19 protein-coding genes and 5 tRNA genes are annotated in these 15,475 nt (G+C 52.1%); 19 read left to right on the top strand and 5 right to left on the bottom strand.

Annotated elements, in window-relative coordinates:
* The first annotated feature begins 151 nt into the window (after positions 1-151).
* The 5 genes from LBO03_02940 to LBO03_02920 all read left to right on the top strand — a co-directional run bounded on the left by LBO03_02940 (position 152) and on the right by LBO03_02920 (position 1,121).
* The gene (locus tag LBO03_02940; GenBank protein MDR3348554.1) at positions 152-700 is read left to right on the top strand and encodes a hypothetical protein; all 549 of its coding nucleotides are present in this window, start codon (positions 152-154) and stop codon (positions 698-700) included.
* Between the two features lie 64 nt (positions 701-764).
* Positions 765-840, top strand: a tRNA-His gene (locus LBO03_02935).
* 5 nt (positions 841-845) lie between these two features.
* Positions 846-921, top strand: a tRNA-Gln gene (locus tag LBO03_02930).
* Positions 922-925: 4 nt separating this feature from the next.
* Positions 926-1,001, top strand: a tRNA-Lys gene (locus LBO03_02925).
* 36 nt (positions 1,002-1,037) lie between these two features.
* Positions 1,038-1,121: transfer RNA gene (locus LBO03_02920), tRNA-Leu, on the top strand.
* Between the two features lie 199 nt (positions 1,122-1,320).
* Here the strand turns inward: LBO03_02920 and LBO03_02915 are convergent.
* The 4 genes from LBO03_02915 to LBO03_02900 all read right to left on the bottom strand — a co-directional run bounded on the left by LBO03_02915 (position 1,321) and on the right by LBO03_02900 (position 4,042).
* Positions 1,321-2,469, bottom strand: a complete 1,149-nt coding sequence (locus LBO03_02915; protein ID MDR3348553.1) for a site-specific integrase — start codon at positions 2,467-2,469, stop codon at positions 1,321-1,323.
* Between the two features lie 71 nt (positions 2,470-2,540).
* On the bottom strand, positions 2,541-2,807 hold the full coding sequence (locus tag LBO03_02910) for a type II toxin-antitoxin system RelE/ParE family toxin (GenBank protein MDR3348552.1): 267 nt from the start codon (positions 2,805-2,807) through the stop codon (positions 2,541-2,543).
* Entirely contained in the window at positions 2,800-3,357 is a 558-nt protein-coding gene (locus tag LBO03_02905; GenBank protein ID MDR3348551.1) for a DUF4065 domain-containing protein, read from the bottom strand. The genes LBO03_02910 and LBO03_02905 overlap by 8 nt, the downstream gene beginning before the upstream one ends.
* A 121-nt stretch (positions 3,358-3,478) precedes the next feature.
* A complete protein-coding gene (locus LBO03_02900) occupies positions 3,479-4,042 on the bottom strand; it encodes a helix-turn-helix domain-containing protein (GenBank protein MDR3348550.1) in 564 nt (187 codons plus the stop codon).
* Between the two features lie 162 nt (positions 4,043-4,204).
* Here LBO03_02900 and LBO03_02895 point away from each other — a divergent pair, with 162 nt between their 5' ends.
* From LBO03_02895 to LBO03_02860, 8 genes are all read left to right on the top strand, one after another.
* Entirely contained in the window at positions 4,205-4,402 is a 198-nt protein-coding gene (locus LBO03_02895; protein ID MDR3348549.1) for a hypothetical protein, read from the top strand.
* A 641-nt stretch (positions 4,403-5,043) separates the two neighbouring features.
* Positions 5,044-5,292: a helix-turn-helix domain-containing protein gene (locus tag LBO03_02890; GenBank protein MDR3348548.1), complete on the top strand. Its 249-nt coding sequence runs from the start codon at positions 5,044-5,046 to the stop codon at positions 5,290-5,292.
* 132 nt (positions 5,293-5,424) lie between these two features.
* Complete coding sequence (locus LBO03_02885) at positions 5,425-5,625, top strand: hypothetical protein (GenBank protein ID MDR3348547.1); 201 nt, start codon at positions 5,425-5,427, stop codon at positions 5,623-5,625.
* Complete coding sequence (locus LBO03_02880; GenBank protein MDR3348546.1) at positions 5,612-5,803, top strand: hypothetical protein; 192 nt, start codon at positions 5,612-5,614, stop codon at positions 5,801-5,803. Before LBO03_02885 ends, LBO03_02880 begins: the two co-directional genes overlap by 14 nt.
* Before the next feature lie 203 nt (positions 5,804-6,006).
* Positions 6,007-6,870: a helix-turn-helix domain-containing protein gene (locus LBO03_02875; GenBank protein ID MDR3348545.1), complete on the top strand. Its 864-nt coding sequence runs from the start codon at positions 6,007-6,009 to the stop codon at positions 6,868-6,870.
* 61 nt (positions 6,871-6,931) lie between these two features.
* On the top strand, positions 6,932-7,222 hold the full coding sequence (locus tag LBO03_02870) for a hypothetical protein (protein MDR3348544.1): 291 nt from the start codon (positions 6,932-6,934) through the stop codon (positions 7,220-7,222).
* Between the two features lie 36 nt (positions 7,223-7,258).
* Positions 7,259-7,438, top strand: coding sequence for a DNA-packaging protein (locus tag LBO03_02865; GenBank protein MDR3348543.1), 180 nt, complete (start codon positions 7,259-7,261; stop codon positions 7,436-7,438).
* A 682-nt stretch (positions 7,439-8,120) separates the two neighbouring features.
* Positions 8,121-8,432: a hypothetical protein gene (locus tag LBO03_02860; protein ID MDR3348542.1), complete on the top strand. Its 312-nt coding sequence runs from the start codon at positions 8,121-8,123 to the stop codon at positions 8,430-8,432.
* A 724-nt stretch (positions 8,433-9,156) separates the two neighbouring features.
* Here the strand turns inward: LBO03_02860 and LBO03_02855 are convergent.
* Positions 9,157-9,233: transfer RNA gene (locus LBO03_02855), tRNA-Val, on the bottom strand.
* 228 nt (positions 9,234-9,461) lie between these two features.
* Here LBO03_02855 and purE point away from each other — a divergent pair.
* The 6 genes from purE to purH all read left to right on the top strand — a co-directional run bounded on the left by purE (position 9,462) and on the right by purH (position 15,467).
* Positions 9,462-9,965: a 5-(carboxyamino)imidazole ribonucleotide mutase gene (gene purE / locus LBO03_02850; protein ID MDR3348541.1), complete on the top strand. Its 504-nt coding sequence runs from the start codon at positions 9,462-9,464 to the stop codon at positions 9,963-9,965.
* Between the two features lie 78 nt (positions 9,966-10,043).
* Positions 10,044-10,760, top strand: a complete 717-nt coding sequence (locus LBO03_02845; protein MDR3348540.1) for a phosphoribosylaminoimidazolesuccinocarboxamide synthase — start codon at positions 10,044-10,046, stop codon at positions 10,758-10,760.
* A gap of 14 nt (positions 10,761-10,774) precedes the next feature.
* The gene (purF, locus tag LBO03_02840) at positions 10,775-12,253 is read left to right on the top strand and encodes an amidophosphoribosyltransferase (protein ID MDR3348539.1); all 1,479 of its coding nucleotides are present in this window, start codon (positions 10,775-10,777) and stop codon (positions 12,251-12,253) included.
* Positions 12,250-13,308, top strand: a complete 1,059-nt coding sequence (gene purM / locus LBO03_02835) for a phosphoribosylformylglycinamidine cyclo-ligase (protein ID MDR3348538.1) — start codon at positions 12,250-12,252, stop codon at positions 13,306-13,308. Before purF ends, purM begins: the two co-directional genes overlap by 4 nt.
* Positions 13,301-13,909 carry a phosphoribosylglycinamide formyltransferase gene (purN, locus tag LBO03_02830; GenBank protein MDR3348537.1) on the top strand — a complete coding sequence of 203 codons (609 nt, stop codon included), beginning with the start codon at positions 13,301-13,303 and terminating at the stop codon, positions 13,907-13,909. The genes purM and purN overlap by 8 nt, the downstream gene beginning before the upstream one ends.
* A 13-nt stretch (positions 13,910-13,922) precedes the next feature.
* Positions 13,923-15,467 carry a bifunctional phosphoribosylaminoimidazolecarboxamide formyltransferase/IMP cyclohydrolase gene (gene purH, locus LBO03_02825; GenBank protein MDR3348536.1) on the top strand — a complete coding sequence of 515 codons (1,545 nt, stop codon included), beginning with the start codon at positions 13,923-13,925 and terminating at the stop codon, positions 15,465-15,467.
* The last annotated feature ends 8 nt before the right edge of the window (positions 15,468-15,475 follow it).

Genomic DNA, 15,475 nt, shown 5'->3' with positions numbered 1-15,475 from the left:
GATCTTGTTTCGGAAATATACATGAAGGGCAAAGTCGCCACGCCCGAACTGGAAAAAGCCGCGTTTATGCAGGGCTACCAAGTGGCGCTCGTCATCGGCGCGTTGTTTGCCGCGCTGGGGGTGTTCTGCTCTTTGACTAAGGGAAAAAACATTGCGGAAAGTAAAAATATTTGACGGCAAAAATCACAAAACCAATATTTTGGGCGCCCTGCTCCTGGCGCTTTCCCTGCTCGCCCAGTCGCTCCGGCTGGTTTTGCCGCTGCCGCTGTTCGTGTCCATGTTTATTGTCGGCACGCTGCTCAACGCCATATTGCTTATGGCAACGTCCGCCGCCGGCCTTAAACCGGCGCTGATCATCGCGTGGGCAGCCCCGGCTGTCGCCCTGCTGCAAGGGCAGCTGCCCGGCCTCCCTTTCGTCCCGCTTGTCGCGGTCGGCAATACCGCCTACATATTGCTGCTTGACACTTTCAAAAACCGCAATAAATGTTTCGTTCTCGTCGCGGCGTCGTCCGGAAAGACCGCCACCCTTTTTTTCGGCGCCTGGGCGCTTTTGCTGGCGCTGAACTACCCGCCGCTGATAGGCACAAGCTTCAGCTTTGTAATGAGCTGGCCGCAATTTGTTACCGCCTTGGCGGGCGGGCTGCTCGGACAGTTCTTGCTTGCGCGCCTGGGCGGCAAATTATCCGCCGGCCCTTATTGACAGAAAACGGAGCCATGTGGTAAAATACCTTCGTTGTCTATGGTGGCAAAGTTTTTAAAACGCGGTGGCTGTGGTGAAGCGGTCAACACGGCGGATTGTGGATCCGTTACGCGAGGGTTCGAACCCCTCCAGCCACCCCAAACCTTGGGGCGTAGCCAAGCCGGTAAGGCACGGGACTTTGACTCCCGCATGCGTTGGTTCGAGTCCAGCCGCCCCAGCCAAAGTGATCCACTAGCTCAGTTGGCAGAGCACCTGACTTTTAATCAGGGTGTCCCGCGTTCGAGCCGCGGGTGGATCACCATTTTTTCGCGCAAATACGGATGTTTTGCCGCGTTTTGCGGGAGTGGCGGAACGGCAGACGCACCAGACTTAGGATCTGGCGCCGCAAGGCGTGGGGGTTCAAGTCCCTTCTCCCGCACCAAAATAACAATCACATTTTGATGGGGTTAGTAGGACTCGAACCTATGACCTCTTCGATGTCAAAAAGCCGCTCTAATGGCTATAATCAGCCTGTGAAGCGGCTTTTGCTCGTTTTGGGCATGAAAAGCGCTGTACGTATTTATGCGGGTTTTGGCCTCTTTTTTTGCCCCGTAAGGCACAAAATAAGGCACAAAAAATCTTTACTTAACTAAAGTATCAAACACGCTCTGCATTACCGCCGCCGGCCGAGTTTCCACCCGTTCCGTTACGTGAATATAAGTGTCCGCCGTAAAGGATTTTTTTGTGTGGCCGAGTTGGTGAGATGTCGCGGCAAGGTCAATGCCCGAGCGCATTAAATAACTTCCGTGCATGTGGCGCAGAAGGTGCGGGGTTATGCCCGGAAGGGAGTGTTTTTTTACAAAGCGTTTGAGGAAGTTGTTAAACGCGTCCGGCTGGCCGGGTTCGCCGTTCCCCTTGGCGAACAGCCAGCGACCAAAGGAAACCACTTTAATTTGCTGCGGGCGGCTTACGTATTCGTTCAAAAGCCGGGCAAGCACGGGCGGCAGGGATAAAACCCTTTGCCCGGCGGCTGTCTTTGTGTCTTTTATAACATTGCCGAGGCCGTGAACATAGACAACCGCCCGGCTTATCTTTAATGTTTGGGCGGCAAAGTCTATATCCTGCACTTTCAGCCCGAATATTTCTTCGCGGCGTAGCCCGAGCAGGAAAGCCAGCAATACCCAAATTTGGTGTTTGAGCACTGCCTTGCCCATAATGAGCGAAACAAACAGCGATACCCGATCAGGGGAAGGCAGTTCCTTCGGCGCGGTTTTTCTTTTGGGCGGATCAACTTTCGCCAAAGGGTTAAAGGGTATAAAATCCCACTTGGCGGCATAGGTCAAAAGTTCGTTCAAAAGCGCGTAATGCTTGTGTATGGTTGCCGAAGAAAGCGGCTTGCCGTGTGCGCCGATGTCCGGCCGCCGCAGTTGGTCAAGAAGTTCAAGGCAATGAAAAGGCGTAATTTTATGTATTTGCAGATGGCCGAGGGCGGCAAGTATTCTATCCGCCACGAAGTCATTGCAGGCGATTGTTTTATGCGCAAGGGCGGGCATGGCATATTTGTCTTTCCAGTAGGCATAAAACTGTTGCAGCGTCATTTTTGGCGTTGAAGCCGGCAGCGCTTTCCCGGTCATACATTCGGCGACGAAAAGATTATATTCCTTTTTCGCCTGGTTTACGTTGTCCGCCTTTATGGTTTTGGTGAACTTTCTCTGCCTGCCGTTTTCGTAGCCGCCCGGCACGGTCAGCAAATAAGAGTTGTTGCCGCGTTTTTGGATTTTTGCCGGCATTATGGACACCTGCCTGTTTTTATATTGACCGATAAGGGGAAATACGCAGGGCGGGCATTGGCTCTTCGCGGCTATTTTCTTTCGTAAATAGTACCCCTATGCCCAATTTCCAAGACGTAGACCCATAAGCTATTATCGACTATCCTGTATATAATCCTATAGCTACCGACAACACAACGATACCGAACTAAATCCCCCCGCATTGGCTGTGCGTCATATTTTTCGGTATATGGGTTGGCCGCAAGCTCGTCTAATGCCGCCTCTATCTGTTCTCTTACCAGTTTGCGCAATGAGCGCTTTTGCTGATAGGCGGCAGGCGAAAGCTCCACTTTATACATTTTGCAATGACCGCGGTTTCCAGATTATGCCCTTGCCGGCCATAATGTCATTTTCCGCCTCTATGACCCGTTTTTCCTCTTCCGGCGTGAGTACGAGCGAGCCATAATAATAAATCATTTCTTTGACGGGTATTTCTTCCGCCGCCGCCGCGTGTTCTTTCCAGGGCTTTTCTTTGTGCGTCATGGCGGAAAGCTGAAAGGCGGTATATTTCATGTAGTCGCGCGCTATGTCATTTAAAAAATTCAATGTTTCAGGCGAGAAGCTTTCGGCCACCCCGGACAAGCAACCTTCTTTTTCGTCATGCTCGCCGATAAAGGGTATATTCGCGTTGCCAAGCGTCTTGTATTGACAGTAAATTTCCGGGCAAACAGGGCCGAATTTCCAAGCCTCGAACTTAGCGTCAAAAAGCGGCCTGCCAAACATGCCGCAATGCCACGCCTGGGCATAGTACAAGAGTTTTTGCAATTTCATGTGGGTAAGCTGTTCCCCGGCGTCCTGCGCCAAGGCTATAAAAAAATCGCATACATCGCGGACGGTTATTTTTTTCATTGTGCTAACTCCTTTCATCGCCCTTTCTGCCCCGCTTTTTCGGCGGGGCTTTTTGCGCTTCGGTGGTGGGGGGTGCGCTCCGTTCACTTACCTTGCCAGTAATCCCCCTTACAGAACATTTTTATCCAAAACTCGCGCTAAACATAGCAAAACACCACCTTTTGATACCGTCAATGATGGCTACTTCATTGTTTTCCTTAATAATAATGTCATTAACAAAAGAGACAACATTATCTAAAAAATCTTTTTTACTAAAAACGCGAGCAATTAAATCAGCATTAAGCTTTTTGCGTTTAAGGCGGAATTCTTCGCTTGCCCATAAAGATATTTTAGCGCGCCTGTCATCAATGCGCCTGTAATCATCATATTCGCACTCTTCGTCATCTTCGTCAAAATTATCATTTTTACTAATTGTAACTTTAAAACCGGCTTTTGATAAATACGCACAAGCGCGCTGGAAATCGCGTTCGGCCTTTTCCTCCGGCGTGGGTTCTTTATAGCCGATCAGTTCGTCAATGCTGATTTTGAAGTAGTCGGCCAGCTTCATCAGGGCATATATGCCGGGTTCTCTTCCTTTTTCCCAATTTGCATATGTTGTGTAAGGAACGCCGAGCATTTGAGCCAATTCAGTTCGATTTAGACCGCTTTTTTCCCGAAGCCTTTTAAGGTTATCAATAAAAGCCATAGTACACACCCCGTATACTTATAATAAATTAATTATCCGCAAAAGGCAATAAAAATATTCCAAAAGGTATTGACAACTAAAGGAATATAATTTACCATTAAAGGCAAATACTGCTTTAAGTATTTTATTTATCTTAAGCGGTAACAAAAAGGAGTGTGCGCCATGATTATTAGCAGGCAAAAGTTTGAGCTGTTACTTGCGGATAAGGAAACCACCATCAAGGCGATTGCGGAAGCCGCTAAATTAAGCAATCCGACAGTAACAAAGATTCGGAGGGAATTACCCATGCTACCGCGTACGGTGGGCAAGGTGGCGCGAGTTTTTGGCGTCGAAGTGGAATACCTTGTCAAAGCGGACTAATGCCCCTGTAGAGCAAAGCGCGCCATAGGGTCAACGGACAAACGGAAACCCGCCATACGGGGCAACACGCAAAAGCGACGCAAAACAGGCGGCCATTTACGCATGGGAACTTCTTGCCAATACCCTCACTTAAGGTGAAGTCCGGGCGGTTTATTACGAAGTGCCGGAAAGCCTTGTATCGTTCAGGAGCGTTGCAGACACTAAAAGGCCGCTGACAGAAAAACGGTTGCAAGCCTTAAAAATTTTGCAGGATAAAAACAGGGCGAGGGCAGCAAATATTTAAATGCCCACTTTACCCTTTTTCCTTCGGCGTACTTCGCCAGCAGACCAAATCAAAACCGAAACGGGTATAAAGTATCGGGCTGGCAATTTAATTTTCGCAGAAAAGGCGGAAACCCCGGAAAATAATATTTCCCAAAAGAAATTATTTCCCAATGTGGAGCAAAAAACACTCCACCGTGGAATGAAAAACGTTCCACCGAGGAAGCGGAAATAAAAACAGCGGAAGAAAAATAATTGCAAACTGCTCCACGGAAAAAACGCACTTAAAAACGAAAAAGGCTTATGGGTTACAAGCCCATAAACCGGCGAACCTACTCAAAATTGAGCAAGTTAAACGTATTAGGGAAAGGGGGGTTAAAATGCTCGTTACAATCAAAGACCTTGCCGGGATGGAAGGGATTTCCGAAAACGCCTTGCGCGGCTGGATACGCGAACACAAGTTGCCGACGGTTCGCGTCGGGGCGCGGATTATGATACGCATGGGGACGTTCGAGGACTGGCTGAAAGAACATGAACAAGTCATTGAACCGCCGGAAAAATTCAAGCCGCCGGAAAGCAGTTACGAACCCAAAAGCAGAGCCGCGCAAAAGATGAAAAAGATTTACTGACAAGGGCATGACAAGTCAATTATGCCACCAAAAAAGCGTAGAACAAACGCAAAATTCAAACTGAAAGGATTGATTTTTGAATGAGAAAAGAAAGGCAAGCGGGAATTTTCGATTGCGAGGAAGGCGGCAGCCATGAGAGTTGAATTTGGCAAGGAAAACCCGGAAAGTTTGCTGTATGGCGTTGCCATTTGCCTTGACGCGCTGGGCGCAAGCATTGAAAGCCAGAAATCTAACTGCAAAAATTTGCACGAAGCCGCGCAAATGCTTAGCGAAATTACGTATGCCGTAGCGGAACAAATCAAGAAAGAAGGCGACAAAAATGCTAATGCATGAACTGTTTGGGCGGCGCATTGCCGAGATATGCGACGGCGACCGCCCGCACCCGAGCCGCGAAACCAAAACGCTTGAAGAATTGGCGCGCTGGGCGCTGGCCATAGCGGAATGCGAGGCGCTTTTTGAAAATGGCAAATGCCGCCGGGCAGTACCCCAAATGGCGGCATTCGGCGAATGAGACCTTGGCGGGAAACTATTCGCTGATTGCCATTTTACCAGCGCAAGGGCAATTTGTCAAAAGGGGCGGGCAGCTATTTCCCGCCCCGGTTCATGGGACGAACTGAAACGCCGTTAGAAACCCGCAAGAAACCAGCAGGAAACCAGCAGGAAACTTGCAGGAAACCGCGCCAACGATAAGTTTGGGGAAGTGGAGTTGCGGTCATGGGCGACAAATTTACAAGCGACATACTGAAAGACATGAGAATCCCGACGCATGGCATAGCGCTTTATTTCGCCATTTCCGACCATGTAAACGACGAAAAGGACAAGGCTTTCCCATCGATTTCGAGGCTGGCGCTATTAACCAGAATGAGCCGCCCAACAGTTTGCGCAAATTTAGACACATTGGAAAAAACAGGCTGGATAAAGCGCGAACATCGTTTCAACAAAGGCGACCAGATAAGCAACCTTTACCGTTTGCCGTGGCTTTTTTCCAAACGGCCTGAAAACGATTACAAATCAATAAATGATATTCCCGACAGCGTGAAAGGTAGTAAAGGAGCTTTACCACGTAGTCAAGGAGCTTTACTACCCTGGTTAAGGAGCTTAACTGGGGTAGTTAAGGAGCTTAACACAGAACTTACCCAAGTAACTTATCCAGTTAACTTACCCAAAGAACTTATCCAAATAGATAATGCGCGCTCATCATCAACGGCGGCTGCACGAACGAGCGTTAGCGATGTGAGTGCCATTATATATAATGGTTCTTCTGGCGAAGAACGCGCCCTTTTAAAACCCAACGAAAAGATAATTGAGTTCCTTCACTGGTTCAGGGACGATTGCTATTTACAGGCAAAGGGGAAGCGATACCCGGACACGCCCACCGATACCATCAGGCAATGCCACAATGAACTGCTGAGGCTTTGGGGCAACGCTGCCAACGAAGGTGATATCGAGGCTTTAAAGCAAATGGCAGGGCAATACATTAGCGGCGGCCATGATTGCACTTTGCCGGGGTTTTGCGAATGGCTACGGGGCGATAGGCCGGACAAAGGGGTTAATTCAGGCAACCCACCGCCGGATTGACAAGCAAAAGCGCATTGCAAATCCGTTTGAGACTTGTTGCAAAAAAGGGAGTTGAAAAACGATGATTGACGGAATACAAAATTTTATGTTCTGGTACATGAAAGAACTGTACCCAAGCTATTACCCCGGCAAGCGGCATCCGTTCATCAGCCTTGAACAGCGCGTCCGCATACGGGATGAACTTGAAGAATTTGCCAACGAATGGACAATAAACATCGACGATTTGAAGGACATGGCGGCAGATTTCTTTGAAAAAGTCGGCAAATCCGACCACAATATTAACCATTTTGCCACGAGGGGCATTTTACTTTATCGGTACGCGTCGGTGTTCGGCACTTACCCGCAAGTCTGACGCGACCTGAGGCAATGAAGGGGGGAAATGAAACGCATGGCAGAAGGCAAAAACGCATATTGGCTGACCGGCGGAGGGGCTTGCCCTGCTCCGGGGCTGGGCATATCGCGCAGCACTTTAAGCGAGTGGAAAAAACATTGTTCGGACATTTCGGACGCCCTAAAACAGGGCAAGGACGTCGCCGACCGGCAGGTGGAAAACGCGCTTTATCAATAGGCCGCAGGCGGCGACACAGCGGCCATTATATTCTGGCTGAAAAACCGAAAGCCCGACAAATGGCGCGACGAAGTACATCAGGAGCTTACCGGGGAAAACGGCGGGGCGATAAAGGCAGTAGGCCAAGCGGCAATCATCTACTTGCCGAAAAAAGGAAGCTTCGAGTAAAAATTGCGGCGAATACTTTTTAACAATTTTGTGTGAAAGTCCAGGAATACATTGAGCGCTGCGGCAAGGAATCGAACTTACTCAAAATTAAGCAGGTTCAATTTCTTGCCTATGGCGAACCGGGTTGCTTACCCGAAATTATCGGGGAACCTTTAAGCCTTTTCCTGTTGGGGGAACATAGTATAAATTTTCGACTTTGTTGCCAAAAAAACACCACGGAACGACACCCTTTAATTCGCCGCCACACTTCCCACAAGCCAAGCGAAAAAAATAGTTGGCGATAAAATTGCTTGAAAAAATCTTTAATGAAGTATAAAATTAAAAAAGCAAAGCAGCCAGTAATTAAACCTGATAGTGAATATTTTAATTTTGGTAAATAATTATATATTTTGGTAAATAAGAAATAATACGAACTGAAATCACGTTTACTTGACATAATCCATATTATCGGACGTAAATTTTACGCTATTTCAGTATTATTTCCCGAATATTTCCCAAGAAAGAAGGGGTAAAAATGGGCGGCAATTTATCAGAAAAAGAACTTGACGAACTGGCCGGGCTGGAAGAGCGGCCAAAAATCAAACCAACTGGCCGACCAAAGCGCAGGGGCGAAACAAGCAGGTTGGTCATGGACATTGACAAGGACGCGCGGCAAAGCCTGAAAATGATTGCCGGCCTTTTGCGCACTTCCGAAACGGCCGCGCTTGCAAAAGTTATAAACTACTATTGCGCCGCCAATAAAGAACTAATCGACGAATACCGCCGGACAGAAGAACGCTTGAAGGAATTAAAAAAGGCGCTTGGCTGTCAGGGCGACGAAAAATAGGCTAACCGGCGCACTTGAAAGCAAGTACCCTATCGCAAAGAAGCAAGGGCGAAGCAAGGAAGAAGTTAAGAAAAACGCCAAACGCGAGCGAATTTTTTGGCGCAGATTGGGGGAGTACGAGCCATAAGCACCCCCCCACCTGCGATTTTGGCTGGTGCCGGATAATACCGGACGCCCAAGGACTTTACGACGCACGGCCGATTTTTGGCTTTTCCCCCAACGAAAATTTTACATGCCGGATCGGACGGTGTATAATAATAGCAAAAGGGGCGCTACCGATAAGCGGTTGCCCTAAAAAGAAGGAAGAAGTTAAGAAAAAACCGCTTCTTGTTCAGGGAAAGGCGGTTTTTACTTTTTTATTGCTAATACGAATCCCAAGCGGTTTTTAAATTGCCCTGCCGCGCCGCAGCGTTGATTTTGGGAAGGGGAAAGAAAGGGCGCAAGCTCCGGCCAGAAAAACAAAATAAGTCCGCCCCTGGGCGCTCTGGGCGCTAAAAAAGCAGCAGCCATTTCCGGGGGGACGTTTCCAGTTTGCAAAGTAGCGATAATAAAATTATATTACTATCGCTACTTTTAACGTGTATCAGAAACCAATAAATATAAGCGCAAAATGAAACCCTTATTTCGTCGTATAAAATGCCGTCTTTTTCACCCCGTAAGGCACAAAATAAGGCACAAAAACAAAAAATGGGTTTTGGCCAATCGCCAAAACCCGCTTGAATGCTGGTGGGGTTAGTAGGACTCGAACCTATGACCTCTTCGATGTCAACGAAGCGCTCTAACCAACTGAGCTATAACCCCTTTTGTGTTATTATATACTTTGCCGCTGATGTTTGTCAAATGGTGCCCGCATCTGGCGTGCTGGCGCAAATTCCGTTTTTTTGCAAATCGCGGCGCGAAAAAAGTAAAGCCCGAGAATTTTTCGCGCCGACACAAAAACGGGCGCGTCCGATAATTTGTCTTATTGACCAAAGGAGAAACGGCGGATAAAATAAAATAGGGTTTTGTGTTATATTTGCGACGAGGGGAATGAACATGTTGAAAGTTGCGATAGTTATGGGCAGCGACTCTGACTGGCCGGTGCTGGAGGCCGCCGGGGAAACTCTGGCCGCGTTCGGCGTTGAGTTTGAGGCGCAAGTCGCCTCCGCGCACCGCACGCCGGAATTGGTCCGCGATTTCGCCGTGGGCGCGAAGGGGCGGGGCATAGGCGCAATCATCGCGGCGGCGGGCGCGGCGGCGCACTTGCCGGGCGTGGTGGCATCCTATACCAATCTCCCGGTCATTGGCGTGCCGATCAATTCAACGCCGCTCGGCGGCATGGACGCGCTTTTGAGCATAGCGCAGATGCCGGCGGGAATCCCGGTAGCCTGCATGTCGATCAACGGGGCAAAAAACGCGGCGCTGCTGGCGGTGGAGATATTGGCCGTGGGCGGCGGGCCGCTGGCGGAAAAACTGGACGCGTACAGAGAGCGCTTGAAAGAGGAAGCGGCAGGAAAGGCCGACAAACTAAAGGGGCGGCTGCAGGAAAAATAATCTTGCCAAGCGCAAAATCTGTTATAATGTTAATATATAGCTATCCTTTCAAGCCGGTTATTTTTTATGGAAAGAAGGGTGCCCAAAATGTCCGTAATGCTTTATGAAGGCAAGGCCAAAAAGATTTTCGCAACGGAAAAGGCGGACGAGGTGATCATTTACTACAAAGACGACGCGACGGCTTTCAACGGCTTGAAAAAAGGGACGATCGTCAACAAAGGGATAATTAACAATAAATTGACGGAATTTTTTTTCAAACTGCTGGAAAAGTCCGGCATAAAGACTCATTTAATCAAACGCTTGAGCGAGCGCGAGCTTTTGTGCAAAAAAGTAGACATCCTGCCGCTGGAGGTGGTCGTCCGCAATATCGCGGCCGGCAGCCTGTCCAAGCGGTTAGGGCTGCCGGAAGGGGAACGGCTGGCCGAACCGGTCGTGGAGCTTTATTACAAGAACGACAGTTTAGGCGACCCGCTTGTCAACTACTGCCATATAAAGGCGCTTTCCCTGGCGTCGCCGGAACAGGTCGCCGCTTTGGAAAAAGAAGCCCTGGCGGTAAACGGGCTGCTGGAGGGGCACCTTTTGCGCAAAGGCATTAAACTGGTCGATTTCAAGCTGGAATTTGGCCTTTATAACGGCGCCGTACTGCTGGCGGACGAGATAACGCCGGACACTTGCCGCCTGTGGGACGCCGCTACGGACAACAAACTGGACAAAGACCGTTTTCGGCGCGACTTGGGGCAGGTGGAGGACGCTTATCATGAAGTGCTTTACCGGCTGACCGGCGAAAAAGAATAGGCCGCGCGGACATAATGGGGGATTTTGTGGAAGAGCGGGAGTTTTACAGCGACAAGCCCGGGGAAGAATGTGGCATATTCGGCGTTATTTCCGCGAACGAGCCGGTTGCTTATCTTACCTATCTCGGACTTTTTGCGCTTCAGCACAGAGGGCAGGAAAGCGCCGGGATCGCGGTGGGAGACGGACGGGCAATGGACACCAAACGCGGCATGGGCCTCTTGACCGACGTATTCAGGAACGGCCTGCCGGAGCTAAAAGGCGACAAAGCTATCGGGCATGTGCGCTATTCTACGGCCGGCGCCAGCATCCCCGTGAACACGCAGCCGCTGATGGTCAGCTTCTCGGGCGGCAACCTGGCCCTGGCCCACAACGGCAACCTTACCAATGTGAACGCGCTCAAACGCGAATTGGCCGACAAAGGGGCTTTCTTTCATACCAGCATGGACACCGAAGCGCTGGTCGCGGTCATCATCAGCGCGGAAAAACAAGCGATTGGCGAAAAAATTGCCGAAAGCATGAAAAAAGTCGAAGGGGCTTTTAGTTTAGCGCTGCTGACTGACGACAAATTAGTGGCCGTACGCGACAAGTTCGGTTTCCGGCCGCTATGCATAGGCCGCCTCGCCGACGGCTGGGCGGTGGCATCAGAATCCTGCGCCCTTGACGCGGCGGGGGCAAAATTTGTCCGTGACGTCGAACCCGGCGAAGTGGTGGTTTTCACCCGGGGCGGACAGCGGCCGGAGAGTTTTTTTTACGATAAGGGAATAAATAAAGCGGCGCACTGCGTTTTCGAGTATATATACTTCGCCCGGACGGACAGCATTATCGACGGCCGGAGCGTTTATTTATCGCGCATCGCCATGGGGCGTGAGCTGGCGCGGGAAAATCCCGACCTTAAAGAGCGGGTGGACGCGGTATTTTCCGTGCCCGACTCCGGCACGACGGCGGCGATAGGGTTCGGGATGGAATCGGGCGTGCCTTTTCTGGAAGGTCTCAATAAAAACCGTTACGTTGGCCGGACTTTTATACAGCCGACCCAGCAAAAGCGCGACGTGGGAGTAAGGATGAAGCTCAATCCCGTGCGCCCGCTGGTAGAGGGCAAAGCGATCGCCATAGTGGACGATTCCATTGTGCGCGGCACCACCAGCGGCAAGATACTGAAACTGCTGCGCGACGCCGGCGCGCGGGAACTGCACATGCTCATAAGTTCCCCCCCGATCCTCTATCCTTGTTATTACGGCATAGATACGGCGGTGAGAAAGGAACTGATCTCCGCCACGCACACGGGGGAAGAGATCAGGCAATATATAGGCGCCGACTCCCTGCGGTTCGTTTCCCTTGCGGGGCTGCGCCGGGCGTTGGACGCCGGCGCTTCCGGCACCATGTGCTACGCTTGCTTTAACGGCGAGTACCCGCTCTGGCCGCAGGATCAGCCGGGCAGCCGCCAAGCGGCGGAAAGCGGCGAAATGTGCCAATGCCGCGGGGAGGGAAAATGAAAGACGATCAAACGCTTACCTACAGAGCGGCCGGCGTAGACATAGACGCCGGCAACCGCGCGGTTGAACTAATCAGGCATGCGGTAAAGTCCACTTACCGGCCGGAAGTGATCGGCGACATCGGCGGTTTCGGCGGCCTGTTTGCCCTATCTGCCGACAAATACAAAAATCCCGTGCTGGTGTCAAGCACGGACGGGGTAGGCACAAAACTCAAGATAGCTTTCATGCTGGACAAGCACGGGACCATCGGGCAGGACGCCGTCGCCATGTGCGTCAACGACATATTGGCGCAGGGGGCGGAGCCGCTGTTCTTTCTGGATTACTTGGCGACCGGGCGGCTGGTCCCGGAAAAAGTGGCCGAAATCGTAGGCGGGGTAGCGGCGGCCTGCAAAGAATCCGGCTGCGCGCTCATTGGCGGCGAAAGCGCAGAAATGGCGGGTTTTTACCGCGAAGGGGAATACGACATAGCCGGGTTTGCCGTGGGAATAGCCGAAAAAGCATCCCTTATCACCGGACGCGGGATCAAGGCGGGCGACGTCATCATCGGGCTGCCGTCCAGCGGTCTCCATTCCAATGGCTTTTCGCTCGTGCGCAAGATTTGCTTTGAAATAAACAAAATGGATATAAACGCATTTGTCCCCGCTTTCGGCAAGACGCTGGGCGAAGAACTCATCGCGCCGACCCGCCTGTACCCGCCGCTCTGCCTGCCTCTGATCGAAAAGTTCTTGGTAAAAGGCATGGTTCACGTTACCGGCGGCGGCTTCGTGGACAACATACCGAGAATACTGCCCGAAAACTGCGCGGCGGAAATAGACGCGGATTCTTGGGCAGTCCCGCCGGTATTCGCGCAACTTAAAGAATGGGGGAACGTCCCCTGGCCGGAAATGTATCGGACCTTCAACATGGGCATGGGCATGTTGGCCGTAGTTTCCGAGCGCACCGCCAAACCGGCGCTGGAATATCTCGCCGGCCGGGGCGAGAAGGCGAAGCGGATCGGGCGGATTGTGGAGGGCGGCCGCAAAACTATATTGAAAGGCGGCGCCTTCGATGGCTGACCGCAAAATCGGCGTCCTTGCCAGCGGCCGGGGCAGCAACCTGCAGGCGCTCATCGACAACATGCGCGCCGGCGCCCTGCCGGTACAAATCAGCGTCGTCGTCAGCGACAGCAGCGCGGCCTTTGCCCTTGGCCGGGCAAAGGCCGCCGGCATCGCAGCCTGCGCGATCGAGCGCCGGCGCTTTGCGGAAAAGGGCGACTTTGAAAAAGCCCTGAGCGAAAAATTAGAGAAAAGCGGGGCGGAACTGGTAGTAATGGCCGGATTCATGCGCCTTCTGGGTTCATGCTTCATCAATCGCTGGCCGCTTCGGATAATGAACATACACCCATCCCTGCTGCCGAGTTTCCCGGGCCTTAGCGCCCAGGCCCAGGCTATTCGGTACGGCGCGAAAATATCAGGCTGCACCGTGCATTTTGTGGACGAAGGCATGGACACCGGCCCCATCATCATCCAAAAAGCGGTGCCGGTGTTGGAAACCGACACGGAAGAAGACTTGTCGGCGCGCATACTGGAACAAGAACACATAGCTTATACGGAAGCGATCAGGCTGTGGGCGGAAAACCGGCTTGAAGTGTCCGGGCGGCTGGTAAAAATCAAATAACGCGAGGTGCGACATGTCCACAAAAATAAAACGAGCGCTCATCAGCGTATCGGACAAAGAAGGCATTGCCGGTTTCGCCCGTTTTCTCCATGAAATGGGCGTGGAAATAATTTCCACCGGCGGCACGATGAAAGCGCTCAAAGACGCCGGCCTGCCCGTTACTTATGTCGGCGACCTCACAGGGTTCCCCGAAATCATGGACGGGCGGGTAAAAACCCTTAACCCGCTTGTTCACGGCGGCATACTCGCCGTCCGCGACAACCCGCGGCACGCAAAAGAAATGCAGGAGCAGGGCATAAAGCCCATAGACCTTGTCGCGGTCAACCTCTACCCCTTTTGCGCCACGATCGCCAAGCCCGGCGTAACGGACGACATGGCGATAGAAAATATCGACATCGGCGGGCCGGCCATGATCCGCGCCGCCGCCAAAAACCATAAATACGTGGCGGTGGCGGTAAACCCTTCCGCCTACGGCAAAATCATGGACGCGCTGAAACTGAGCGGGGAAATATCCGATTCTTTGCGCCGGGAATTGGCGGAAGAAGCCTTCCGCCATACCAGCGAATACGACGCGGCGGTAGCGGGCTGGCTTTCGCGCCAAATCGCGCCCGAAGCAAAATACCCCCAAGAAGCGGTTATCCACTTGGAAAAAGTGCAGGAATTGCGCTACGGCGAAAACCCGCATCAAACGGCGGCCTTCTACCGAGAAAAAGGCGCGCGGGAGGGCGTCGCCGCCGCCAGGCAGCTTGGCGGCAAAGAACTGTCCTTCAACAACATAATCGACATAGAGGCGGCCTACCGCATAGTGGCGGATTTTGAGCGGCCAGCCGCGGCCATCGTCAAACATACCAATCCCTGCGGCGTCGGGCTGGGCGGCGATCTATGCGCCGCCTACCAAAAGGCGCTGTCTTGCGATCCGGTTTCCGCCTTCGGCGGCATTATCGGCCTTAACCGCATGGCCGACCGGTCTACGGCCGAAGAAATCAGCGGCCTGTTCGCCGAGGCGGTGATCGCGCCCGGCTATGAACCGGACGCCCTGCAGATCCTGAAAGCCAAAAAAAACCTGCGGATCCTGGAACTGCCGCCCCTTGCCCGAAGCGGCAAGCGGGACATGAAGAAGGTATCCGGCGGCATGCTCATGCAAAGCCTTGACGAAGAATTCGCTTTAAAAGAGCGGATGAAAACAGTAACAAAACGGCCGCCGTCCGAAGCGGAATGGGAACAGCTCCTGTTCGCGCTCAAAGTGGCAAAACACGTCAAATCAAACGCCATAGTGCTGGCCAAAGAATTTCGCACGGTGGGAGTGGGCGCCGGACAAATGAACCGCGTCGGCGCGGCGGAAATCGCCGTCAAACAGGCGGGGGGGCTTGCCAAAGGCGCCGTCCTCGCCTCCGATGCTTTTTTCCCTTTTGGCGACACGGTAAAAGTCGCGGCGGCGGCGGGCGTTACGGCCATCATCCAGCCGGGCGGATCCATCCGCGACGAAGAATCCATCGCGGCGGCGGACGGGCACAACATCGCTATGGTATTCAGCGGGCTCAGGCACTTTAAGCATTAAGGGGCTTA

This window comes from Acidaminococcales bacterium (assembly GCA_031290885.1).
Lineage (GTDB): Bacteria > Bacillota > Negativicutes > Acidaminococcales > JAISLQ01 > JAISLQ01.
Note: the sequence above shows the minus strand (reverse complement) of the source record. Positions and strands in the feature narration are given on the sequence as shown.